The sequence below is a fragment of the Curtobacterium sp. MCLR17_034 genome (assembly GCF_003234485.1).
Lineage (GTDB): Bacteria > Actinomycetota > Actinomycetes > Actinomycetales > Microbacteriaceae > Curtobacterium > Curtobacterium flaccumfaciens.
Map to the genome: position 1 here is coordinate 107,390 of NZ_QKTH01000008.1, position 23,276 is coordinate 130,665.

At 71.8% G+C, this 23,276-nt stretch carries 16 protein-coding genes; 4 read left to right on the forward strand and 12 right to left on the reverse strand.

Annotated elements, in window-relative coordinates:
* Nucleotides 1–7: 7 nt before the first annotated feature.
* From DEI98_RS10310 to DEI98_RS10330, 5 genes are all read right to left on the reverse strand, one after another.
* Nucleotides 8–1,312, reverse strand: coding sequence for an LLM class flavin-dependent oxidoreductase (locus tag DEI98_RS10310; RefSeq protein WP_111100681.1), 1,305 nt, complete (start codon nt 1,310–1,312; stop codon nt 8–10).
* On the reverse strand, nt 1,313–2,698 hold the full coding sequence (locus DEI98_RS10315; RefSeq protein ID WP_111100682.1) for an O-acetylhomoserine aminocarboxypropyltransferase/cysteine synthase family protein: 1,386 nt from the start codon (nt 2,696–2,698) through the stop codon (nt 1,313–1,315).
* Between the two features lie 88 nt (nt 2,699–2,786).
* Nucleotides 2,787–3,500 carry a M50 family metallopeptidase gene (locus tag DEI98_RS10320; protein ID WP_181433267.1) on the reverse strand — a complete coding sequence of 238 codons (714 nt, stop codon included), beginning with the start codon at nt 3,498–3,500 and terminating at the stop codon, nt 2,787–2,789.
* Nucleotides 3,501–3,662: 162 nt separating this feature from the next.
* The gene (gene glmS / locus DEI98_RS10325; protein ID WP_071406356.1) at nt 3,663–5,477 is read right to left on the reverse strand and encodes a glutamine--fructose-6-phosphate transaminase (isomerizing); all 1,815 of its coding nucleotides are present in this window, start codon (nt 5,475–5,477) and stop codon (nt 3,663–3,665) included.
* 403 nt (nt 5,478–5,880) lie between these two features.
* A complete protein-coding gene (locus DEI98_RS10330; RefSeq protein ID WP_110864002.1) occupies nt 5,881–8,580 on the reverse strand; it encodes a LuxR family transcriptional regulator in 2,700 nt (899 codons plus the stop codon).
* 526 nt (nt 8,581–9,106) lie between these two features.
* On the opposite strand from DEI98_RS10330, the gene DEI98_RS10335 reads away from it, so the two are divergent.
* Nucleotides 9,107–10,690, forward strand: coding sequence for an MFS transporter (locus DEI98_RS10335; protein ID WP_258370628.1), 1,584 nt, complete (start codon nt 9,107–9,109; stop codon nt 10,688–10,690).
* Between the two features lie 18 nt (nt 10,691–10,708).
* Here DEI98_RS10335 and DEI98_RS10340 read toward each other — a convergent pair whose 3' ends face one another.
* The 4 genes from DEI98_RS10340 to aroA all read right to left on the reverse strand — a co-directional run bounded on the left by DEI98_RS10340 (nt 10,709) and on the right by aroA (nt 15,480).
* A complete protein-coding gene (locus DEI98_RS10340; protein WP_084741405.1) occupies nt 10,709–11,497 on the reverse strand; it encodes an inositol monophosphatase family protein in 789 nt (262 codons plus the stop codon).
* Between the two features lie 19 nt (nt 11,498–11,516).
* On the reverse strand, nt 11,517–12,689 hold the full coding sequence (locus DEI98_RS10345; protein ID WP_146243490.1) for a hypothetical protein: 1,173 nt from the start codon (nt 12,687–12,689) through the stop codon (nt 11,517–11,519).
* A 355-nt stretch (nt 12,690–13,044) separates the two neighbouring features.
* Nucleotides 13,045–14,091 carry a ribosome small subunit-dependent GTPase A gene (rsgA, locus tag DEI98_RS10350; RefSeq protein WP_111033366.1) on the reverse strand — a complete coding sequence of 349 codons (1,047 nt, stop codon included), beginning with the start codon at nt 14,089–14,091 and terminating at the stop codon, nt 13,045–13,047.
* Between the two features lie 3 nt (nt 14,092–14,094).
* Nucleotides 14,095–15,480 (reverse strand): 3-phosphoshikimate 1-carboxyvinyltransferase, encoded by a 1,386-nt coding sequence (aroA, locus tag DEI98_RS10355; RefSeq protein ID WP_111100684.1) that lies wholly within the window; start codon nt 15,478–15,480, stop codon nt 14,095–14,097.
* A gap of 81 nt (nt 15,481–15,561) precedes the next feature.
* Here aroA and DEI98_RS10360 point away from each other — a divergent pair, with 81 nt between their 5' ends.
* Together DEI98_RS10360 and DEI98_RS10365 are read left to right on the forward strand one after the other, a co-directional pair.
* Complete coding sequence (locus DEI98_RS10360) at nt 15,562–16,413, forward strand: sigma-70 family RNA polymerase sigma factor (protein WP_111024012.1); 852 nt, start codon at nt 15,562–15,564, stop codon at nt 16,411–16,413.
* Entirely contained in the window at nt 16,410–16,652 is a 243-nt protein-coding gene (locus tag DEI98_RS10365) for a zf-HC2 domain-containing protein (protein WP_027465838.1), read from the forward strand. Before DEI98_RS10360 ends, DEI98_RS10365 begins: the two co-directional genes overlap by 4 nt.
* A 23-nt stretch (nt 16,653–16,675) precedes the next feature.
* Here the strand turns inward: DEI98_RS10365 and DEI98_RS10370 are convergent, their stop codons facing one another.
* Together DEI98_RS10370 and DEI98_RS10375 are read right to left on the reverse strand one after the other, a co-directional pair.
* Nucleotides 16,676–18,124 (reverse strand): LamG-like jellyroll fold domain-containing protein, encoded by a 1,449-nt coding sequence (locus DEI98_RS10370; RefSeq protein WP_111100685.1) that lies wholly within the window; start codon nt 18,122–18,124, stop codon nt 16,676–16,678.
* Nucleotides 18,125–18,166: 42 nt separating this feature from the next.
* The gene (locus tag DEI98_RS10375; RefSeq protein WP_111100686.1) at nt 18,167–18,748 is read right to left on the reverse strand and encodes a hypothetical protein; all 582 of its coding nucleotides are present in this window, start codon (nt 18,746–18,748) and stop codon (nt 18,167–18,169) included.
* Nucleotides 18,749–18,863: 115 nt separating this feature from the next.
* Between DEI98_RS10375 and DEI98_RS10380 the strand changes: the two genes are divergently transcribed.
* Complete coding sequence (locus DEI98_RS10380; protein WP_111100687.1) at nt 18,864–19,304, forward strand: GNAT family N-acetyltransferase; 441 nt, start codon at nt 18,864–18,866, stop codon at nt 19,302–19,304.
* Nucleotides 19,305–19,383: 79 nt separating this feature from the next.
* On the opposite strand, the gene DEI98_RS10385 is transcribed toward DEI98_RS10380, so the two are convergent.
* Nucleotides 19,384–23,142, reverse strand: coding sequence for a multifunctional oxoglutarate decarboxylase/oxoglutarate dehydrogenase thiamine pyrophosphate-binding subunit/dihydrolipoyllysine-residue succinyltransferase subunit (locus tag DEI98_RS10385; RefSeq protein WP_181438010.1), 3,759 nt, complete (start codon nt 23,140–23,142; stop codon nt 19,384–19,386).
* Nucleotides 23,143–23,276 lie beyond the last annotated feature (134 nt).

A 23,276-nucleotide genomic window follows, 5' to 3' on the forward strand; every position in this document is an offset into this window, starting at 1 on the left:
GCTCCCGCTAGAAGTCGAACAGGTTCGCCCGGATCCCTCCGGCGCCGTACTCCCGTCGCAGGAGCCCACGGCGCCGGAGCACGGGCACCAGGTCGCCGAACATCCGGTGGATCTGCGCCGGGTGCAGGTCGCCCGAGAAGATGATCCCGTCGTTGTCGGCGTCGCTGCCGAGCTCCTCGATGAAGTCCGCGAACTCGTCGGCGGTCCCCACGAACCCCGAGCGTGACGCGATCCGCCCCTGCCGCGCCTTGCGGGTGAGCAGCTCCCGCAGCGGTGCGTCCAGGGTGTCCCCGAGCAGCCCGCGGATCGTGCCGGCCGAGACGTGCTCACCGAAGGTCCCGTCGGGCACCGGGGCATCCAGGTCGAGCGCGAGCAGGTCGGTCTCGGAGTCGCTCGACCACGCGATCGCCGCCGCACGCAGCGCGTCGTCGGAGGGGTGCTCGGACGCCGCGACGATGCGGTCGGCCTCTTCCGGTGAGGACACGATCACGGGCTTCAGCACGAACAGGATCCGCAGGTCCGCGGTGGACCGCCCTGCGGCCTCGGCTGCCGCGATCACCCGGGCTCGGTACTCCGTCACCGCGACGGCGGACAGCGGCGCGAGTGCGAGCTGCACGTCCGAGTGGGTGCCGGCGAACGCGAGCCCTCGGCCCGAGCCACCGGGTGAGACGACCACGGGGTCCGACGCCAGCGGCAGCGCGTTGAGCGGACCGTCGGCGGTGAAGTGGGCGCCCTCGTGGTGGAACGCGTCGAGCGCGTCGCCGTCCGCGAAGTGCCACGAGTCCGGTGCGCCGACGTACGCGTCGCCCCACGAGTGCCAGAGCCGGCGGAGCAGCGTGATCCACTCCTCGGCGCGGTCGTACGCCTGGTCGTGCGGCAGCGGCGGCAGGCCGGCGTGGCGCGCGCTGCCGACGTCGGTGACGACGTTGATGCCGAGACGGTCCGAGGACAGGTGCGCCAGGGTCGCGAACTGCCGTGCCGCCAGGTACGGCGGGGTGATGCCCGCGTTGACGGTCGGCGCGATGCCGATGTGCGAGGTCGCGGCGAACAGGTACGGGGCGAGCAGCAGCGGGTCGTGCTTCGGGCCGCCGTACGCCTGCCGGATGCGCAGGTCGAGGGTGGCGGGGGAGCCGAGCGAGACGGCGTCCTCGGCGATGACCAGGTCCATGCCGGCCTGCTCGAGCGTCCGGACGGACTGCTGGTACAGCTCCGGCTTCGTCCAGTCGTGGCCCCAGTCCCAGTCGGACCGTCCCCACGCCTGCGGGCCGAAGCCGCGTGAGAAGAAGTACCCGAAGTGCTGCAGCTCGGCCATTCAGCGCTCCTGCCGGTCGAGGGACGGCCCACCGGCGGCCGTGCGCTGCGCGTCGGACGCTCCACGTGCCTCCAGGCCGGCGGCGGCATCTGCGGACCGGACCGCCGCGAGCCCGCGTTCCAGGTCGCGGAGCAGGTCCGCGACGTCCTCGATGCCGACCGACAGCCGGATCAGGCCGTCGTCGATGCCCTGCTCGGCTCGCTCCTCCGGCGTGCGGCCGGCGTGCGTGGTGGTCGCCGGGTGCAGGATCAGCGAGCGGACGTCGCCCAGGTGGGTCATCCGGCTGAACAGCTGCACGGCGTCGATGAACGCCCGCGCGGCGGCTTCGCCACCGGCGAGCGTGAAGGCGAAGACGGACCCGGCCCCGCGGGGCAGGTAGCGCTGGGCGAGGTCGTGGAACGGACTGGAGGCCAGGCCCGCGTGGTCGACGCTCGTCACCTCCGGCTGCTGGTCCAGCCAGGACGCGACGGCCAGCGCGTTCGCGCAGTGGCGTTCCACCCGCAGTGACAGCGTCTCGATGCCCTGGCGGAGCAGGAACGCGTTGAACGGGGACGGCGCCGGGCCGATGCGTGCGGCGACGACGTCGCGGGCGAACACGGCGAAGGCCCGGTTGCCGTACCGCTCGACGTAGCTCTCGCCGCCGAGGGACCGTTCGGGGCTGGTCAGGTGGGTCCAGCGCTCGGGGGCCGCGGACCAGTCGAACCGGCCGCCGTCGACGACCACGCCGCCGAGTCCGGCACCGTGCCCGGACAGGAACTTCGACGCCGAGTGCACGACGATGTCCGCACCGTGCTCGACCGGGCGCACCAGGTACGGCGTGGCGAGGGTGTTGTCGACGATCAGCGGGACGCCGGCGCGGTGCGCGGTCTCGGCGACGCCGGTGATGTCGAGGACGTCGTTCTTCGGGTTCGGGATCGTCTCGGCGAAGAACGCCTTCGTGTTCGGTCGGACCGCGGCGGCCCAGGCGTCGAGGTCGCGGGCATCGGTGACGAAGTCGACCTCGATGCCGAGCCGGCCGAGGTTCTGCAGCAGCAGCCCGCGGGTGCCCTCGTAGATGCTCCGGGCGCTGACGACGTGGTCGCCGGCCTGCAGCAGGCCGAGGAACGCCACGGTCGCCGCCGCCTGACCGCTGCCGACCAGGATCGCCTGGACACCGCGTTCGAGCAGCGCCACGCGACGCTCGACGTCGGCGTTCGTGGGGTTGCCGAGACGCGTGTAGGTGTAGCCGTCGTCGGTGTCGGCGAAGCGGTCGCGGGCCTGGTCGAAGTCGTCGAACAGGAACCCGGAGGACATGTGGATCGCGGGGACCCGGGCGCCGTGCCCGGCGTCGGGCACGAAGCCGCCGTGTACCTGCTCGGTCGCGAAGCCGTGGTCGTCGGTCGCCATGGGACACCTCCGGGGGTCGTCTGGCGGTAGCCTCGCAGCCGCTCGGCGCGGACAGGCGATTGCGGCCCCCGGTTACGCGAGCGCAGCCTCAGACGAGCGCGCGGACCCCGGCGACGACGGTGTCCCAGACCTGGAGCAGCGGCTCGCGCGCCAGCCACACGGCGACGGCGTTCACAGCGACGAACAGCACGAACCACAGGGACGCCGGCACCCGCATCTCGGCCGCGGCGATGTGGAAGTCGGTCTGCACCCGGGCGCCGGTGACCAGCCAGCGGCCGACCTGCACCACCGAGCGCAGGCCGTCGACGACGAAGAACGCCCCGACGGCGGCGACCACCAGGACGGTCGCCTCGGACGGGCGGACGGCCACCCACAGGGCGAGCGCGTCGAAGCCGAGCACGACGAGCAGGCCGAACCAGTTCCGGACGAACGCCAGCGCGACGAGCCCGATGACCGCGAGCACCACCACGGGCAGCCAGCGGGAGCCGTGCAGCACCCCCGTCACCAGGAGCACGCCCGCCCACAGGGGTGCGCTGTACCCGGCGTACAGGTTCAGGATCCGGACGAGCCACCGGATGCCTCCGGGCACCCGGCCGAGCTGGACCCAGGCCTCGCCGGACCCGTCCGGGTGCAGCTCGATCCGCTGGATCCGCCCGCCGAACGGCACGACGACGATCGCGTGCCCGACCTCGTGCGCGATGGTCGCGGCGATGCGGGCCACGCGGCCGACGAACGGCACGAACGGCAGGACGGCGCCGACGAGGAGCGCGACGAAGACGAGGGGCGGGGCTGCGGTGGTCAAGTGACCAGCATCGCAGCCCCGCCCAGGAAGACCCTGCGGGATCCGGTCAGGAGAGCCCGGGCGTCGTCAGCACCACCGTGACCAGGACCACGGTGCCGGCGATCGCCAGGGCGGTGAGGACGGCGAGGAAGACCGTCAGGCGGTTCACGCGTCGGCGCCCGGCTATTCGACCGTCACCGACTTCGCCAGGTTCCGGGGTTTGTCGACGTCGCACCCGAGCTGCAGGGCGAGTTCGCGGGCCAGCATCTGCAGCGGCACGACGGCCTCGAGCGGACCCCACGGCGCGGTCATCGCGCCCCAGGCCAGGTCGCCGGTGCCACGGCGGCCGAGCGCGGGGATGTCCGCCGACTCGCCGCCGATCGTGATGACGAAGCCACCGCGTGCGCGGACCTCGGCGATCGCCGACTGGATCTTCGGCTCACCGTGGTCGATGACGACCACCGGGGTGCCGTCGTCCACCAGCGCGAGCGGCCCGTGCTTGAGTTCGCCGGCGGGGTAGGCCTCGGCCCAGCGGTAGCTGAGCTCCTTGAGCTTCAGGGCGCCCTCGGCGGCGTACGGCAGTCCGGCACCGCGGCCGAGGAACAGGAAGCCGGTCGCCTCCTTGACGCTCGACACCAGCAGCGGCATCCGCTCGGCGGACACCCGCGCGGCGTGCTCGATCCGGGCCGGCAGGTCGAGCAGTTCGTCGACGAGCACCTGCGCGCGGGACGGTTCGATGCGGCCGGAGGCGACCATCGCGGAGATCATCGCCGCGACCCCGACGACGACCTGCGCCGTGAACGTCTTCGTGGCGGCGACCCCGATCTCCGGGCCGGCGTGGCAGTCGAGCACGGCGTCGGCCCGTCGAGCGAGCGAGGAGTGCATGTTGTTCGTCAGCGCGAGCACCGGGTGGCGGTCCTCGAACCGGTCCAGGGCGCGGAGCACGTCCGCGGTCTCACCGGACTGGCTGATCGCGACGACCAGGGTTCCCGGACCGAGCACGGCCTGGTCGGCCTCGCTCGCGACGACGATGTCGGTCGGCACCCCTCCGATCCCACGCAGTGCGGTCGCGATCACCTGGCCTGCGTTCAGCGACGTGCCGCAGGCGACGATCGCCAGCCGGTGGAAGCCGGCCAGGCCGAGGCCCACCCACATGCTGCCGTCGGCGGTGCGGCGGGTCACCCGGTCCAGGATCGTCGCGACGACGTCGGCCTGCTCGTCGATCTCCTTCGCCATGTGGTCGGTGTGGTCGCCGAGGTCGAGTGCTGCGGCGGCGAACGGGGACGGCGTGGGGAACGGCACGGGCACCGTGATGCCGTCGGACGACCAGGTCCAGGCCTCACCGAGCTCGACGACGTCGCCGTCGCGCAGCGCCACGAACGTCTCGCACCACTCGGCGATCGCGCCGATGTCGCTCGCCACGAAGTCGCCGCGGCCGGAGCGGGCGACGACGAGCGGCGAACGGTCCGCCGCCACGACCATGCGGCCGTCCCGGGCGTCCAGGACCACGATCGCCCACGAGCCCTCGAGCTGCGCCGTCGCGATCTGCACCGCGAGCATCAGGTCCGGGTCGACCGCCAGGGCGCGCTCGACCAGGTGCGCGATGACCTCGGAGTCGACGTCGGACCGGAAGCGGTGGCCCTGCGCCTCGAGCGTCTGGCGCAGCCGGTCCGCGTTCTCGACGATGCCGTTGTGCACGATCGAGATACGGCCGGTGCAGTCGGCGTGCGGGTGTGCGTTCGCCTCGCGCACGGCACCGTGCGTGGCCCAGCGGGTGTGACCGATGCCGACGCCGGTGAGCGCGTCACCGGAGCGTGCAGCGACGAGCGTGCGCAGGTCGCCGACGCGGGAGACCGAGCGGATCGTCTCGGTGCGGCCGACGGCCGTCCGGACGGCGATGCCTGCGGAGTCGTACCCGCGGTACTCGAGTCGTTCGAGTCCGTCGAGCAGGTAGGGGGTCGCGTCGTCAGACACGCGGGCCGCGATGATGCCGCACATCGGCTGTCCCTTCGGGGGAACGAGAGTGGGTGGAACGGGGAGGTGGAACTGGTGCGGCACCGACCGCCGTCGGGTCTGCCGCGCGTCCGGGGCCTCCCGGCCCGGGAACCGACGCCCGTCCTCGGATCAGGCGAGGACGGACGTCGGTGTCGTTGGGCCGAGGGGTTCGGGTACCGGACTCAGGTACCGCGGGCTGGCCCCCGGGGGAGGGGCACGGCGGTCGGTGCAGGAGAAGCCTCACCCGCCGCCGACCACACGGCAACACCCGTCGGACGCTCTTGCGGTTCCCCGCGTGCGGGGGCACACCGCGCTGCGGTCGCGTGCGGACTCCCGCAAGCGCGCGCAGACGGGAGGCCCGGTACCAGCTGGTACCGGGCCTCCCGTCCGTCCTGTGGTGCGTCTCCTACGTGAGGAGCGCGACCAGGTGCGATCGCGACCGCGCGCCGACCTTGCGGTAGATCTGCGTGAGCCGCAGCTCCACCGTGCGCTGCGACATGAACAGCGACGAGGCGATCTCGCGGTTGCGGTAGCCCTCGGTGACCTTCTGCACCACCGCGCGCTCCTCGGCGGTCAGCGACGTGAGCACCGCCGACGCGTCGGGGGCGCTGCGCGGCGTCCCGGGGAACGCCGGCGAGAGCACCGGTGCGGACCGGATCGACGACGAGCCCGTGCCGAACTGCGGCATCGCCGCAGCCGGCGCCGGGGTCACGAGCGGTCGACGCAGGCCGGCCGCCTCGTACGCCGCTGCGGCCGCCGCTCCGAGACGCGGCCGTTCCGCCGGGTTGCCGACGGCGGCCAGCGCCGCGAACGTGCGAGCCCGCTCGTACTGCGAGTCGTGCGGCTGGAACAGTTCCAGCGCACGGCGCCGGGCCGGCTCGCGGGTGGTGTCGTCGGCGACGAGCGCGAGGCTCCGCGCCAGCACCAGGGCACCCCAGCGCCCCGGACGGGCGTGGTGGTCCGCCGCCAGGCGGGCCGTGATCGTCCGCGCGTCGTCGATCCGTCCGAGGCGCACGTACGCCTCGACCAGGTCGCCGAGGTGCCGGAGCACCGCGGGGTTCCGGAGCGACCGACCGATGGCGTCGGCGGCCTCGAGCGCGGTGGCTGCCTCGTCGAGTCGACCGTCGAGCAGCAGGACCTTGCCGCGGAGCGCGTGCAGCTTCGCCGTCGCACCCCAGAGCCGACTCGTCGAACGGTGCTCGAGGCACCGGTCCACGACGTCGAGCGCCTCGGCCGAACGGCCCTCGGCGAAGTGCCGCCACGCGACGGCGATCGCCCGGGAGGGCTCACGCAACCGCTCGGCGACGGACGAACCGGACTCCCACACGTCGATCGCGCGGAGCGCCTGCCGGAAGTTGCCGGAGCGCACCTCGTTCTCGGACGTCAGGTAGCGGGCCGCCTCGGTCCACACCGCCGCGGTCTCCTGCCCCCGGGCGAGCACGAGTGCGAACACCCGTCGCGCGCTCCGGTAGCGCTCGCCGATGCTCAGCGCGTGGGCGAGGAGCAGCAGGGCCGGGTCGGACATCGCCACGAGCTCCGACGTCGCGAGCCCGTCGTGCAGCTCGGTGTCGGGCGGCAGCACGCCGTCCACGGCGGCGATGAGCTCCCGCGCGGTCGTCGCGATCTCGAGGGTGTGCGCGGACGCCGACCCCTCGAGCGGTTCGATCCGGTGCAGCAGGTCCTTGGCCTGGTCGAGCTCCCACGCCTCGGCACGGAAGCAGGCCACCATGGCCATCAGCCCGGCGACGGCGTCCACCTCGGCCGGGTCGGTCGCGTCGACGGGGACGAGCAGCTCGTCCGCGTGCACGGCGTCACCGCTGAGGTACTCGGCCGAGTACTGCAGCCGGAGCCGGCGGACCTCGTTCGGCGTCGTCCGGAACGGACGGAGCGCCGCGAGGTACCGCGCGGCGAAGCCGAGCAGGCGCTTGCCGAGCATGGCCTCCGCGACCCCGAGGAGCGCGACGTGCTCGTCCTCGGTCCCGCCACCGATGTGCAGGGCACGTTCGGTCAGTGCGATCGCGGCGTGCACGTTGCCGTCCACGACGTACGACCGTGCGGCCCGGAGCAGCGCGACCACGTCGGGGACGTCGTCGACGAAGCTCCGATGCCACGCGGCCGACCGCGGGTCGTTCTCCGCGCTCGCCGTGGCCAGCTCGGCGTGTGCCGCGCGACGGTCACGGGCGGGCATCCGCCAGTAGAGCGCGGAACGCACGAGCGGGTGCCGGACGGTGACGCTCTGCCCGCGGACGGTCGCGAGACCGGCCCCGACCAGGTCGTCCAGCTCGTCCCGGTCCCACGCCGTGGTCTTCGCGACGGGCACCAGGGCGAGCTTCGCGAGGACGTCCAGATCGCGTCCCGCGGCGGGCCCGAGTGCGAGTGCCGCGATGGCCTCGGTCGTCGGAGTGGGTCGGAGCGGGAGCACGATCGGCTCCGCGCCGGTGAGCTGCTCCCGGGTGAGCACCGCGAGCTGTTCGCGGAGCGCGCCGGGGTTGCCACCGGTCTCCTCGGCGAGGACGGCGAGGACGCCGTCGTTCGCCTCGGCGGGTGCCATGGCCCGGGCGAGGACCAGGGCCTCGTCCGAGGGCAGTGGTTCGATGCGCAGGGTCGGCAGGGCCGCGAGCGGCCCGTCCGACGGCACCGAGCGGACCGTCGCCACGACACGCAGGGCGGTGCCCGCGAGTCGTCCGGCGAGGAACGCGATGAGTTCCTGGCTCTCCGAGTCCATCCGGTCGAGGTCGTCGATCAGGACGAGCGTCGGCGGGAGGGTCAGGGCGTGCACGGCGTCGAGGAAGTCGTGCGCCGCCGCCAGCCCGGCCGTCACGGCGGCCGCAGTCCCGCCTGCCTGCAGCAGGTGGGCGATGTGTGCGGTCGCTCGAGGGTCGTCGAGCGCGGTGAACAGGGAGGTCACCCCGGCCAGCGGCCAGCGGGATTCACTCCCGTTGACACCGACCCGGACGACGGGGAGGGAAACGCGGTTCGAGACCGCGTCGAGGACGCTGCTGCGTCCGGAACCAGGGTCGCCGACCACGACCATCGCGGACTCCCGTGGGAGCACTGCGAGGGTCGCGATCCGGTCGACCTCGAGACGTCGACCGGTGAGTGCCATGACTCACCGGCCTCCGGGTCCGGAGGCGGATGCTGCGAGGAGGGCGTCGGCGAACACGGGGGTCGCTGCGACGGGGCGCACGGAGGCGGACCGGACTGCTGCACGGCGGGTGACCGTGGCGGAGTGCGGACGAGCGGCGGCGACTGAGCGCGCGCCGGAACTGTCGTGGATTGGATGCGGTCGACGAGTGTGGGTGCACTCGGTTCCGCTCGGGAACGATGATGTCATCGTCTGTATCACCCCTCGGGTTAGGGTCTTCGGACGAACACGACCGGTCTGTTCCGCCGTCCGGATCTAGGGAATCCGAGAGCGTCACGTGACCTGCCGTCTGGAGCACGATAACTCAGGTACCGGCCCGCCGAGCGGACTCCGGCTCGCAGATGTCCAGAACGGTGCCCCCAGTACGGGGGGCCACGAGGGGGGGTGTGGCACCCGCCCTCTGCACCCCGATCCGGGTCCGTCTGACGGAACCGGGGTACAGCTCTGTCCGGACCTCGTTCGTCGTCGCAGGTGTAGCCAGGACGGGATGTCCAACGCTGAACCGACCGACGCCCGCCTCGATGACCGCACCCGGTGGCGCGCCTTCGCCGTGTGCGTCGCGGTGGCGGCCCTGACGATCCTCGACCTGTCCAAGGTGAACGTCGGGCTGCCCTCGATCGAGCAGTCCCTCGGAGCCACCAGCTCGTCGCTCCAGCTCATCGTGGCGGGGTACGCGCTGGCGTTCGGCCTCGCCCTGGTGCCCGCGGGTCGGCTCGGGGACCTGAAGAGCCGGCGCGTCATGTTCATCGTGGGGCTCAGTGCGTTCACCGGATCGAGCCTGCTGTGCGCCGTCGCACCGAACATCGAGGTCCTGATCGTCACGCGGATCCTGCAGGGCTTCGCCGCCGGGATCCAGATGCCCCAGGTCATCGGACTGGTGCAGCAGCTGTTCCGCGGACCGGAGCGGGGTCGCGCGTTCGGGCTGTTCGGGGCGATGATCGGCATCTCCACCGCCCTCGGGCCGACCATCGGCGGTGGCCTCATCGCGATCGGCGGCGAGGAGTCCGGCTGGCGGCTGCTGTTCTGGATGAACGTGCCCCTCGGGATCGCCGCACTGCTCTTCGCCGTCCGCCTGCTGCCGAAGGGTGCCCAGGGGAAAGCGCAGGACCGTGAACTGGACGTCGTCGGCATCCTGCTGCTCGGTGCGGCGATCATCACCCTGATGCTGCCGTTCGTGCTGACCAGCGGCGGCGGTGGTTCCGCCACCCGCTGGTTCTGGCTCGTCGGCTTCGCGGTGTTCCTCGTGCTGTTCGTGCTCTGGGAGCAGCGGTTCAAGCGGCAGGGCAAGTCGCCCGTGGTGCACTTCGAGCTCTTCCGGCTGTCGTCGTACCGCAACGGTCTGTCGATCGTGGCGGTCTACTTCGCGGCGCTGCCGGCGTCGTTCCTCATGGTGACGCTGTACCTGCAGGAGGGCCTCGGGCTCTCGCCCCTGTTCGCGGGCATGGTGAGCATCCCCTTCGCCGCGACGAGTGCCGTCGGCTCGTACATCGGCGGACGGATCGTCGACCGGGTCGGGCGGGCGCTGGTCGTCGCCGGGCTCGGGATGGTCGTCGTCGGCTTCCTGCTGCTCATGGTCGCCGCCGTCGCCACCCCGCCGGAGGTCACCCCGTGGGCGATGGCGGGCGCGTTCCTGGTGGGCGGACTCGGTGGCGGGTTCGTGGTGTCGCCGAACCAGACCCTGACCCTGGCCGAGATCCCCGTCGAGCAGTCCGGGGTGGCGGGGTCGATGCAGCAGCTCGGGCAGCGTGTCGGTACCGCGATCGGCACCGCGGTCGCGACGAGCATCTTCTACGGGATCGTGCGGAGCGAGGCGGCGGGGTCGGGATCTGGCGGGTCCGGAAGCCGTCTTGATGCGTACCACGACGCGTTCCGCAGCGGCACGACGTTCACGGTGTCGCTGATGGCGCTGGCGCTCGTGCTGGCCGGTGCGGACCTGGTGACGCGTCGGCGGGCGGCGCGGCGGTCGGACGGGGACTCCGAGCACGCTGGCGCGGCCGCGGGGTCCGAGCGCACCGGGGCGAACGGATCCGCCGAGCGGACCGAGGCGCCGGGGTCCACCGAGCGGGGCTGACCTGCCCGCCGACCGTGCCTAGGAGTCGCGGCGGATGACCTCGACCACGGCGTCGTGCACCAGGCCATTCGAGGCGAGCGCGCTGCCGTGCCACGGCCCGGGATCGCCGTCGAGCGAGGTGAAGCGGCCGCCGGCCTCTTCGACGATCGGGACGAGGGCCGCGATGTCCCACGGCTTCAGGTCCGGTTCGCCGGCGACGTCGAGGACGCCCTCGGCCACCATCATGTACGACCACATGTCGCCGTAGGCCCGGGTGCGCCAGACCCGGCGCGACAGGTCGACGAGCGGCTCGAGGCGGTCGTCGTCGTCCCACTGCTGGATGCTGTTGTAGCTCAGGCTCACATCGGCGAGCTCGGACACCCCGGAGACCCGGAGCGGTCCGTCCAGCGAGAACGCGCCGGAACCCTCGGCCGCCCACCAGCGCTTGCCGAGGGCGGGAGCGCTGACGACGCCGAGCACCGGGCGGCCGTCGACCGCGAGCGCGATGAGGGTCGCCCACACCGGCACGCCGCGCAGGTAGTTGGCGGTGCCGTCGATCGGGTCGACCACCCACTGGCGGTGTCCTTCGCTGACGGCCTCGGCCCCGGTGTCCGCCGTCGTCTCCTCACCGAGGAACGCGTCGTCCGGTCGCTCGGCGGCGAGTCGCTCGCGCAGGGCCCGTTCGACGGCCTGGTCCGCGTCGGTGACGTGCGTGCTGTCGGCCTTCTTCGTCACGTGCAGGTCGGCGGCACGGAAGCGCTCGAGGCTGATCGCGTCGGCGGTGTCGGCGAGGGAGCGGGCGAAGTCCAGGTCGGCGCTGAGGTCCACGTCGCCCAACCTACCGTCGCTACGCGGCGACGACCTCCTCTTCCTCGAGCCGGGTGACCTCGCGCTCCCGGGCGATGCGGGTCCGGCGGGCGACGAGCCCGTGCACGACGACGCAGAGCAGGAGCGCGGCGGCCAGCCAGAGGGCGAGCACGAGCGACGACCGGCCGAGCGACGCGTCCGGGAAGTACTGCAGGTCCTGAGCGGCCTGCAGCCACGCGGCACCGCTCCAGAAGGTGTGCAGGGCGGCGAAGAAGCCGGGCTGGAACGCCGGCTGGAAGATCCCGCCGGACGACGTGAAGTTCAGCATCACGAAGAGCATCGTGAGGATCGGGGTGGTCCACCGTCCGAGCACGGGGTGCAGCCCGACGCCGAGTGCGACGATGATCGAGTCGTAGAGCCAGGCGAACAGGAACACCTGCCAGTGGTGGGTGGTGATGACGCCGTAGATCGGTCCGGCGACGATCACGCCGATGCCGGCGACGACCCCCGCGGTGGCGAGCCCGATGACCGCGGTCCACACGGCACGGAGCTTCGTCGCGACCGAGGCCACGGCGATCGCGGACGCGTACCCGCCGACGCTCAGGGCCACGAGCAGGAAGAACAGCCCCTGGCCGGTGGTGTCCTGGTCGCCCGTGGGCACGACGTCGACGACCCGGAACGGCACGTGCTGGTCGTAGGCGATCGGCAGGAACACCTTCTGCGCGGCGCTCGCGGTGGTCTCCGACGCGGCGGTCGAGACGTAGAGCGTGGCACCCGTCGCCGTCGGCGCGTACACGGCGGCGAGGTCGCGGTCGCGCACCTGCTGCTCGGCCGCCTTCGTCGAGGCGACGACATGGGCCACGAGGGCGCCGTCGGACTGGTCGGTCACGGTCTGGGCGAACACCTGGGTGGCCGCGCCCTGGCCGACGATGCCGACGGGCAGTTCCTGCGGGGCCGGGGCGTGGAAGGCGCCGAGGTAGGCCAGGCCCATGCCGGCGGCCAGGAACAGCGGCACGAGGATGTGCGAGGCGAATGTCCGCAGCACGCGACCGAGGCCGGCGGGGCGCAGGACGCTGTCGGACCGCTGCGGCTTCGGGGCTCGTGGGGACTTGTGGGTGGGGGAGTGGTGCGCGTGCGACGTCGTCGTCGTGCTCGGGGACGGGGCGTCGACAGCGGGGGTCGGCGCAAAGTTGTACTTTGCAACTTCAGACACGTCCGCAACTGTACAACCCCGATGCGCGCTTGTCGATGCCGGCCCGGTGTCGAGGCGTCGTCCGGTGCGAGGTTGCCCACTCCGTGCGAGGCGAGCGAGCCCGCACGGAGTGCGCAACCTCGCACCGTTCGTGCGCCCCTCGCACGGTGCGAGGGGCGCACGAACGGTGCGAGGCCGGCACGGTGCGGAGGGGGCGCGGGAACCGGAGTGGTCACGACTCACCGCGCGCCGGCGCTCGAGTGGTCACGAACTGTCGGGTGCCGCGTCGCCAGTCGACAGTTCGTGACCGCTCGGCGCACACACCGCGGGGTGTTGTGACCAGCCGCCGACCCGCCGACCGGCACCGCCCGGCGCGTTACTCGGAACCGGGGTCGGACGCGCCCATGCCGGTCAGCAGCGCCCGGAACGAGTCGAGCCGCTCGACGCCGGTCGGCCCGAGCTCCCCGTCCTGCACCCGGTCGACGATCTCCCAGTCGTGCGCCTGCGCCAGCGGGATGCCGTCCCGCGCGGGCCGCACCGGCACGGCGTGCGAGGCGAACGCCCGGAAGACGTTCGCGGGGTCGACGTGCCCCAGGCCGAACGACCGCACACCCGGCGTGTCGATGATCCACCCGCCGTCACGGACCTGCAGCGCGATCGACGACGACGACGTGTGCCGCCCCCGACCGGTCACGGAGTTCACGACCCCGATCGCCCGCGTCGAGCCGGTCAGGGCGTTCACCAGCGTCGACTTGCCGACGCCGGAGTGCCCGACGGTCACGGTCACCTTGTCGTCGAGCAGCTCGTGCAGCGCCTCGAACGGGACGTCGTCCGATCGGCTCGTCACGATCCGCAGATCCAGGCACGCGAAGTGCGCCAGGAACGCAGCCGGGTCGGCGAGGTCGGTCTTCGTGATGCAGAGGATCGGGTCGAGGCCGGCGTCGAACGCGGCCACCAGGTACCGGTCGATCAGGCGGGTGCGCGGCTCGGGGTCGGCCGCGGCCACCACGATGAGCATCTGGTCGGCGTTCGCCACGATGACGCGCTCGACCTCGTCGGAGTCGTCGGCACTCCGTCGCAGCAGTGTGGTGCGCTCGGCGACCTTCACGATGCGCGCGAGCGAGCCGGGGTCGCCCGAGACGTCCCCGACGAGTGACACGTGGTCGCCCGTGACGACGGACTTCTTGCCGAGCTCGCGGGCCTTCGTCGCGGTGATGACGTGGTCGTCGATCAGCACGCCGAACCGCCCGCGGTCGACGTTCGTCACCCACCCGACGGGGGCGTCGTCGTACGTCGGACGGGTCTTCGTGCGCGGTCGGTTGCCCTTCGGGTTCGGGCGCACCCGGACGCTCGACTCGTCGTACTGCCCGTACGGCTCGTCCGCGTCGGAGTCGTCACCGTCGGCGTCGTCCCACCAGCTCATGCGTCAGTCCCCACTCACCGGTGCAGCGGTCACCGAGGACGCCACGAGCGCGGCCCACAGCTCCGGGAACTGCGGCAGCGTCTTCGCGGTCGACCCGATGTCGTCGACGGCGACGCCGTCGACGACGAGGCCCACGATCGCCCCCGCGGTCGCCATCCGGTGGTCGTCGTACGCGCCCCAGGCGCTGCCGTGGAGCGGCGCCGGCTCGATCCGCAGGCCGTCGTCGAGTTCGTGCACCGCGCCTCCAGACCGGTTGAGGTCCGCCGCCAGCGCGGCCAGGCGGTCCGTCTCGTGCCCCCGCAGGTGACCGATGCCGGTGATCTCGCTCGGGCCGTCCGCCAGCGCGGCCAGCGCGACGAGCGCCGGGGCGAGTTCGCCGCCGCGGCTCAGGTCGAGTTCGAGACCCGGCAAGGAGGCCCCACCCCGGATCCCGACGCCGCCGTCGACGACCAGGTCGTCACCGTCACGGGCCACGCGCGCCCCCCACAGGGGCAGGAGCGTCTCGAGGTCGGCGCCGACCTGCGTCGTCTCGGTCGGCCAGGTGCGGATGCGCACCGTGCCGCCGGCGACGAGCGCGGCGACCGCGAACGGCGCCGCGTTCGACAGGTCGGGCTCGATCACGACGTCACGCGCGCCGATCGGGCCGGGGTGCACGACCCACTCGCCGACCGAGGGCTCCTCGACCCGCACGCCGCGGGCACGGAGCGCTGCGACGGTCATCTCGATGTGCGGCATGCTCGGCAGTCGTTCTCCGACGTGGGTGAGGTGCAGGCCCTCGTCGAAGCGGGGCGCCGACAGCAGCAGCCCGGAGACGAACTGCGAGGACGCCGACGCGTCGATCGTCAGGGCCCCACCGCGGACCGAGCCGGTGCCGGTGAACGAGAACGGCATCGACCCGCCGCCGTCGTCCGTGACGTCGACACCGAGGTCCACGAGTCCCTGCACGATGGCGTGCATCGGCCGCTTGCGGGCGTAGGGGTCGCCGTCGACCGTGACGGGCCCGACGGCCAGGGCGGCGAGCGGCGGCAGGAAGCGCATCACGGTGCCGGCCAGCCCGCAGTCCAGGCGGACGTCGCCGTGCATCGGGGCGGGCGTGATCCGGAGGTCCGGACCGTAGGGGTTCGGGGCGGTGCCGGCCGCCGGCTCGAGCTCCTCGATGCCGACGCCGAGCGCACGGAGCCCCGCGATCATCAGCGCCGAGTCACGGGAGTGCAGCGGGAGCCGGATCGTCGAGGGGCCGTCCGCGAGGGCCGCGAGCACGAGCTCCCGGTTCGTCAGCGACTTCGACCCGGGCAGCGCGACGTCACCGCGAAGCGGACCCCCTGCGACCGGGGCGATCCAGGGGTCGGCGGGCTGGGCCCCGCTGTGGGAATGCGTCGTGTCTGCCATCGGTTCACCAGGGTACTGAACGCACCGGGAGGATCAGTGGCGACAGCAACACTCGCACGAGAGCGGACCGGCACGGCAACCGTGCTGACCGCGGTGCCGACGACGCTCGGCACGCTCGGCCTAGACTTGGCGGCGATGACGACCGACGAACCGCAGGCAGCTCCGCACCACCTGGTCGACGAGACCGAGGTGCAGCTCGACGCCGTCGAAGAGGAGCACGAAGCCCTCGACGACGCCGCAGACGAGCCGGTGGACGCGAAGACCGTCTCCGAGGCGGAGCTGCGGTCCCTGTTCGAGGACCAGGCCCTGCCCTTCATGGACCAGCTCTACGGTGCGGCCATGCGGATGACCCGCAACCCGGCCGACGCGTCGGACCTGGTGCAGGAGACGTTCGTCAAGGCCTTCGCCGCGTTCCGCCAGTTCAAGCAGGGCACGAACCTGAAGGCCTGGCTGTACCGGATCCTCACGAACACGTTCATCAACACGTACCGCAAGAACCAGCGGAACCCGTACCAGGGCACCATCGACGAGCTCGAGGACTGGCAGCTCGGCGGCGCGGAGAGCGTCACCCAGTCGATCTCCGCCCGGTCCGCCGAGGCCGACGCGATCGACCACCTGCCGTCCTCCGCCGTGAAGGACGCACTGCAGGCCATCCCGGAGGACTTCCGGATGGCCGTGTACTTCGCCGATGTCGAAGGCTTCTCGTACCAGGAGATCGCCGACATCATGAAGACCCCCGTGGGGACGGTCATGAGCCGCCTCCACCGTGGCCGCCGGCTCCTCCGTGGGCTCCTGGCGGACCACGCCCGTGAGACCGGCATCGTCCCGGACGCAGCGTCGACGGCGACGATGCGTGGACGGGGACGAGGCGCGGCACAGACGACGAAGGCAACCGCGGCCACGGGTCGCACCGGACGGAAGGACGCACGATGAGCGGCTGCGACTGCTCGAAGGCGAAGGCCGAGCTCGAGGAGTTCCTGCACGACGAGCTCCGCCACGAGGACGCCGCGGACATCCGCGAGCACATGGACGGCTGCGAGGACTGCCAGACCGAGCACCGCGTCGGCGTCGTGCTCATGGAGACGGTCCGCCGTGCCTGCAAGGAGACTGCTCCCGACCAGCTGCGCAGCGAGATCCTCGCGCGCATCCGGGTTGAGCAGGCCACGCACTGACCCAGGCCACGCACTGACCGGTGTCACCGGCCGGCGGCGAACCGGGTTGCGACGGTCTCGGCGTCGAGGACACGGTCGTAGACGGTTGCCGAGTCGATGTCGCCCGTGAACCCGAAGTTCCCCGAGTCCGGCCAGCCGACCAGGGTTCCGCGGCCGGTGCGCCAGTGTCCGTCGTACTGCCGAGCGGCGACGGCATCGGTTCGTCGCTCCTTGCGCTGGCCGTCGACGTAGAGGGTCATCGATCGTGACTCGAACGTCGCCACGGCGTGGTGCCACTCGCCGTCCGCGACGTCACCGCCGCCGACCGTGAAGTTGAAGAGGTTGCCGGCGCCCTGCACGCCGAAGCGCAGGCCGCCGCCGGAGTCGATGTACAGGTGCCGGTCGCGGTAGGTCGATGCGGGGGCGGTGTCGGACGTGAAGCCGAACACGCGGCCGCCCGCGGGGTCGGCGGACCGGAACCACACCTCGAGTGAGAAGACCTGCGGTCCGGTGGTGGGCCGGTCGGTGACGGCGTAGTCGTCGGTGCCCGCGCCCGGGTAGGTGCTCCACGGGTTCGCCGCGCAGCTTCCGTCGACACGTGACGCGTCGCCGACGAAGCGTCCGTCCGCGCCGTGTCCGCTGCTGTCCCGCACGATGTCGCCCTGTTTCTCGGCGAAGTCCCACGCCAGCTGGCTGCCGGCGGGAGCGGGTTCGTGGAAGCACGGGAACGTACCGGTGCCGAGGGTCGTGGCGGTCGCCGTGGTGCCGCTGAACCCCGCCCCTGCAGAGCCGGCGGCGAGTGCGATGGTCAGGACGGTGACCGCGGCGACGACGGACAGCGAAAGGCTCGCCGCGACGTCCGGAGCGCCGGTACCCCCTGCTCCGGACACGGGTGCTCCGGTGCCGGGCGTCAGGGCTGCCGTGCCGAGGTCCCAACGCGGCGTCCCACACCGTCGACAGGGTCGGCCGGCGGTGATGTCGCGATCGGCCCGTGCCGCCCGCACGAGCGCGAGCGCCGCCACGACGGCGATGCCGATCGGCACCCAGGACTGCTGCCGTGCCCACACGGTCGGGAGCCCGATGCCGGGGAAGCGCAGCACGCCGACGCCGAGGACGGCCTCGGGCATGACCGCCGTCCGGTCCGCGGTCGGGTTCGCGTCACCCCGGAGCCGCAGGCGGCCGTCCTGCTCGATGCGCTCCAGCCGGTGGAGCCGGAGCCGCTCGGCGTGATCGGGGTCGTCGACGAGCAGCACGCGACCGGGATTGACGGCATCGGGACCGGCGGGCATGGCGGCGACGACGTCACCGGTCCGGATGCCCGGGGCCATCGAATCCGAGACCACCGTCGTGACGTGCCAGCCGAGGGTTGCCGGCAGGGCGGCCCAGACGGCGAGCAGCAGCACGGACCACAGGACCGTGCGCGACGCGACCGCGAGGAGCAGCCGTGGTACGTCGCCGGTGCACCGGACGTGTCGGTGGGTGGCGGTGGACATCGGCTGCTCCTCGGTTCGGTCGGGTCGGTCGGGTGGACGAGGTCAGTCGCTCTGCGCTTCCCACACGAAGGTGGTGCCCGACTCGGAGGACTGCACGGTGTTCGGCGCGTCCGCGTCGAGGTCGTAGCTGAAGCGGTAGGTCGTGCTCGTCGTCCCCGTGGTGGGCTGCCACGCATCGACCCCGGTGCCGAACGACTCGAGTTCCATCAGGCCGGCGAGGGTGCCGTCGTGCACGGTCGTCCCCGTGGTGAAGGTGCTGCAGTCTCCGGCGGTGGCGAGGCTGCCACGTTCGACGGTCAGCCCGACGTGTTCGGCGAGTGCGTCGTCGTCGGCCTGGTCGGCGGTGAAGAGCTTCACGGTCGAGGCGTTCGTGGTGTTCGCCGTGACGGTGATGCAGTTGGAGCCGACGGACCCGGGCACCAGGTCGTCGACGTCGAACATCGCGACGCCCTGGTCGTCGTCGGTGAGCGAGACGGCACCGGTGCGCCAGCTGTTCGCGGCGTTGTCGGTGCTGCTCGAGAAGGCGGCGTACGAGGCCGTGGCGATGAGTGCGCCGCTGGCGACGACGGCGAGCGGGAACGCGATCCAGGCTGCGGTGCGGCCGTGGCGGGAGGTGATGTGCATGGCTGTCCTGTCGGTCGGGATCACCCGGCGGGTGATATGCAAACAGGGTATATGAATATCAGTTGCAACGGAACCCCGTCGCAACACGACCGAACGCACGGGTAGGTTGGCCGACATGACCCTCTCCGTCGAGTCGACCTCCACCTGGTCCGACACGGACGTCGCCGACGTCGCCGCCCTCGTCCGTCTGCTCGGTCACGACGTCGACGATGCGTCGATGCGTGCGCGCCTCGCTCGACTCACACCCGAAGCCGGCCACCGGACCTGGGTGGTGCGGGGTGACGACGGTCGCGTGGTCGCCGTCGCCGGTGCCCAGGTCACCTGGGCGTACGCGAGCGATGAGCCGACGGCCCAGCTGCTGCTGCTGGTCGTCGACGACGCGGCCAGGAGGCTCGGCACCGGTTCCGCGCTCATCGGCACGTTCGAGGCATGGGCGGTCGAGCAGGGCGCGCGTCGCCTCAGCGCCGTCAGCGCGGCGGCGACGGACAGCGCGCACCGGTTCTACCAGAAGCGCGGGTACCACGACGCCGGGGTCCGCTACACGAAGATCGCGTAGCGCCGCCGCTTCCCTCGCGAACGTCGAAGCGCCCCGTGCGGGAGTCCCTCGGACTCCTGCACGGGGCGCTTCCTCGTGGCTAGGCCGACGCGCTCAACGCCGTGTTGATGACGTCGGCGGCCTCTTGCGCGGAGCGCTTCGAGGAACCCGTGGCCGGTGCGGCACTCGCTGCTCGGGCCGCCACGGACAACGGGCGACCGCCCAGGTGCGGCGACAGGTTCATGCAGACGAACGGCCAGGCGCCCTGGTTCTCCGGCTCCTCCTGCGCCCACACGACGTCGGCGTCCGGGTAGCCCGCCAGGACCTCGAGGATGCGGTCGAGGGGGAGCGGGGCGAGCTGCTCGAGGCGGACGAGTGCGACGTCGGTGATGCCGCGCTTGTCGACCTCGGCACGCAGGTCGTGGTGCACCTTGCCGGAGTGCAGCACGACGCGGCGCACGGCGCTCTTGTCGGTGATCCGCGCATCGTCCAGCACGGGCTCGAACGTTCCGGTCGTGAAGTCCTCGACCGCGCTCGTCGCCTGGCGGAGCCGGAGCATCGCCTTCGGCGAGAACACGACGAGCGGCTTCTGCGGACGGGCCCAGGCCTGTCGGCGGAGCAGGTGGAAGTACGACGCCGGGGTCGACGGGCGCGCGACGATCATGTTGTCCTCGGCGCACAGCTGCAGGTAGCGCTCGATGCGTGCCGACGAGTGGTCCGGCCCCTGGCCCTCGTACCCGTGCGGCAGCAGCAGGACGAGGCCGGAGCGCTGTCCCCACTTCTGCTCGGCGGACGAGATGAACTCGTCGATGACGATCTGGGCGCCGTTCGCGAAGTCGCCGAACTGTGCCTCCCAGAGCACGAGGGACTCGGGGCGCTCCACCGAGTAGCCGTACTCGAACGCCATCGCCGCGTACTCGCTCAGCAGCGAGTCGTACACGTAGAACCGGGCCTGGTCCTCGGTGAGGTTCGACAGCGGCAGCCATTCCTGGCCGTTCACCCGGTCGTGGAACACCGACTGGCGCTGGACGAACGTGCCGCGTCGGGCGTCCTGTCCGGCGAGGCGGACGGGCTTGCCCTCGACCAGGATCGACCCGATCGCCATGAGCTCGGCCATCGCCCAGTCGATGCCGCCGTTGCGCGTCATCTCGGTGCGCTTGGTGAGCAGCTGCTGCAGCTTCGGGTGGATGGAGAACCCGGCGGGCGGGTTGCTGTGCGCGTCACCGATCGCCCGGACGAGCTCTTCCGACACGGCGGTCTCGTGCACCTCGACTTCGGAGTCGTCGCGCTGCGCGGCCGGGCGTTCGAGCCCCTGCACCGCACCGTCGTCGTCGACCTCGATGACCGGGATGGTGCCGGTCTGTGCCTCGTGCGTCTCGGCGAAGGCGCGTTCCAGGCGGTCCTGGAAGTCGCGGTGCGCCTCGTCGTACTCCTCTTGCGTGATGTCACCGCGGCCGACGAGGGCCTCGGTGTACAGCGTGCGGACGGAGCGCTTCGCCTCGATGAGGTTGTACATCAGCGGCTGCGTCATCGAGGGGTCGTCGCCCTCGTTGTGCCCACGACGGCGGTAGCAGATCAGGTCGATCACGACGTCGCGGTGGAACTCCTCGCGGTAGGCGAAGGCGAGTTCGGCGACGCGGGCGACGGCCTCGGGGTCGTCGCCGTTCACGTGGAAGATCGGTGCCTGGATCGTCTTCGCGACGTCGGTGGAGTACACCGAGCTGCGCGCCGACTCGGGCGGGGTGGTGAACCCGACCTGGTTGTTGATGACGAGGTGGACCGTGCCGCCGGTGCGGTAGCCGCGGAGCTGCGACATCTGCAGCGTCTCGACGACCACACCCTGACCGGCCATCGCTGCGTCGCCGTGCACGAGCACGGGGAGCACGCCGAAGCTGCCGGGTGCCTCGCGGTCCTGCTTGGCGCGGACGATGCCCTCGAGTACGCCGTCGACGGCTTCGAGGTGGGACGGGTTCGCGGCGATCGTCACCGGGATGCTCGAGCCGTCGGACGTGCGGAACACGCCCTCGGTGCCGACGTGGTACTTCACGTCGCCGGAGCCCTGACCGGACACCGTGCCCGGCAGCGAGGACCCCTCGAACTCACGGAAGATCTGCCCGTAGGTCTTGCCGGCGATGTTCGTCAGCACGTTCAGGCGGCCGCGGTGGGCCATGCCGATCGCGACCTCGGCCAGCCCGGCTCCGGCGGCGTGCTGGATCAGGGTGTCGAGGAAGGCGATGGTGGACTCGCCGCCCTCGAGTGAGAAGCGCTTCTGGCCGACGTACTTGGTCTGCAGGAAGGTCTCGAACGCCTCGGCCTCGTTGAGCTTGCCGAGGACGCGGAGCTGTTCTTCCTTCGAGGGCTTCGAGTACGGCACCTCGATGCGTTCCTGCACCCAGCGACGCTGTTCCGGGTCCTGGATGTGCATGTACTCGATGCCGACCGTGCGGCAGTAGGCGTCGCGCAGGATCCCGAGGACGTCGCGCAGCGGTGCCGAGGTGGTGCCGGCGAGCCCGCCGGTGACGAACTCGCGGTCGAGGTCCCAGAAGGTCAGCCCGTGGCTCTCGATCTCGAGGTCGGGGTGCGTGCGCTGGCGGTACTCGAGCGGGTCGATGTCGGCCATCAGGTGCCCACGGACGCGGAAGCTGTTGATGAGCTCCTGCACGCGCGCGGTCTTGTTCACCCGGTGCGCCAGGTCGACGTTGATGTCGTTCGCCCACTGGATCGGCTTGTAGGGGATCCGGAGCGCGGCGAAGATGCCGTCGTAGAAGCCGTGCTCGCCGATGAGGCGCTCGTGCACGTGCTTGAGGTACTCACCCGAACCGGCGCCCTGGATGACGCGGTGGTCGTAGGTGCTCGTCAGGGTGATGGTCTTGCCGATGCCGAGCTCGACCAGGGTCTTCGACGCCGAGCCCTGGAACTGCGCCGGGTACTCGAGGGCGCCGGCGCCGATGATCGAGCCCTGCCCCTTCGTCAGACGGGGGACCGAGTGCACGGTGCCGATGCCACCCGGGTTGGTGAGCGAGATCGTCGTGCCCTGGAAGTCCGCCGGGGTGAGCTTGTTGTCACGAGCACGCTTGACGAGGTCCTCGTAGGCGGAGAGGAACTGGCCGAACGTGAGGGTCTCCGCGCGCTTGATGCTCGGCACCAGGAGCGAGCGGGTGCCGTCCTTCTTCGGGACGTCGATCGCGATGCCGAGGTTCACGTGCGCCGGGGCGACGACGAACGGCTTGCCGTCGCGCTCCTCGTAGTAGACGTTCTGGCTCGGGAAGTCCTTGAGCGCCTGCACCATCGCCCACCCGATCAGGTGCGTGAAGGAGATCTTGCCGCCGCGGGCACGTCGCAGGTGGTTGTTGATGACGATCCGGTTGTCGATCATCAGCTTCGCCGGGATCGTCCGGACGCTCGTGGCGGTCGGGACGGTCAGCGAGGCGTCCATGTTCGACGCCAGCGTCTTCGCCATGCCCCGGAGCGGGGTCGCCACGTCCTCGTGGGTCTCCTCGTGGTCGTCGGCGGCGTCGTTCGCCTCGGCCGGGATCGGCTGCGGTGCCGGCTGACGCGAGGTGGTCTTCGCCTGGATCGGGCCCGACTTCGCCTCGCCCGGGGTGTCGCCGGTGGCGGGCTGCTGCGTTGACGACTGCTGCTGCTGGGTCGGGACCTGCTGGGCGGGGGACCCCGTCGGAGTTGCGGGAGCCGGCGCGTCACCGACCTGCGTGCGGTGGTAGCTCTCGAGGACCGGCCACCAGGACTTGTCGACCGACTCCTTGTTCGCGACGAACTGCTCGTAGAGCTCGTCGACGAGCCACTCGTTCGCCCCGAATTCGCCCGCGGTCTCGTCCGTTCCGGTCAGATGGCTCGACACAGCCGATCGCCCACTCTCCGTCGATAGATGCTCGTGTGTGTCGTGCGGAGCAACCCTGCGCCGCACAGGTGCCAAGCCTAGCCGCTCCGACATGTCCGTTCCGTGTCAGCCGCGGCGCGAGTCGGCAGCCCCCG

Bases quoted from the DNA above. Each gene is read 5' to 3' on its own strand.
- DEI98_RS10370 (WP_111100685.1), bottom strand. From the start codon at position 18,124: ATGTCCACCGCCACCCACCGACACGTCCGGTGCACCGGCGACGTACCA.
- DEI98_RS10335 (WP_258370628.1), top strand. From the start codon at position 9,107: ATGTCCAACGCTGAACCGACCGACGCCCGCCTCGATGACCGCACCCGG.
- DEI98_RS10365 (WP_027465838.1), top strand. From the start codon at position 16,410: ATGAGCGGCTGCGACTGCTCGAAGGCGAAGGCCGAGCTCGAGGAGTTC.
- DEI98_RS10380 (WP_111100687.1), top strand. From the start codon at position 18,864: ATGACCCTCTCCGTCGAGTCGACCTCCACCTGGTCCGACACGGACGTC.
- glmS (WP_071406356.1), bottom strand. From the start codon at position 5,477: ATGTGCGGCATCATCGCGGCCCGCGTGTCTGACGACGCGACCCCCTAC.
- DEI98_RS10310 (WP_111100681.1), bottom strand. From the start codon at position 1,312: ATGGCCGAGCTGCAGCACTTCGGGTACTTCTTCTCACGCGGCTTCGGC.
- rsgA (WP_111033366.1), bottom strand. From the start codon at position 14,091: ATGAGCTGGTGGGACGACGCCGACGGTGACGACTCCGACGCGGACGAG.
- DEI98_RS10315 (WP_111100682.1), bottom strand. From the start codon at position 2,698: ATGGCGACCGACGACCACGGCTTCGCGACCGAGCAGGTACACGGCGGC.
- DEI98_RS10330 (WP_110864002.1), bottom strand. From the start codon at position 8,580: ATGGCACTCACCGGTCGACGTCTCGAGGTCGACCGGATCGCGACCCTC.
- aroA (WP_111100684.1), bottom strand. From the start codon at position 15,480: ATGGCAGACACGACGCATTCCCACAGCGGGGCCCAGCCCGCCGACCCC.
- DEI98_RS10375 (WP_111100686.1), bottom strand. From the start codon at position 18,748: ATGCACATCACCTCCCGCCACGGCCGCACCGCAGCCTGGATCGCGTTC.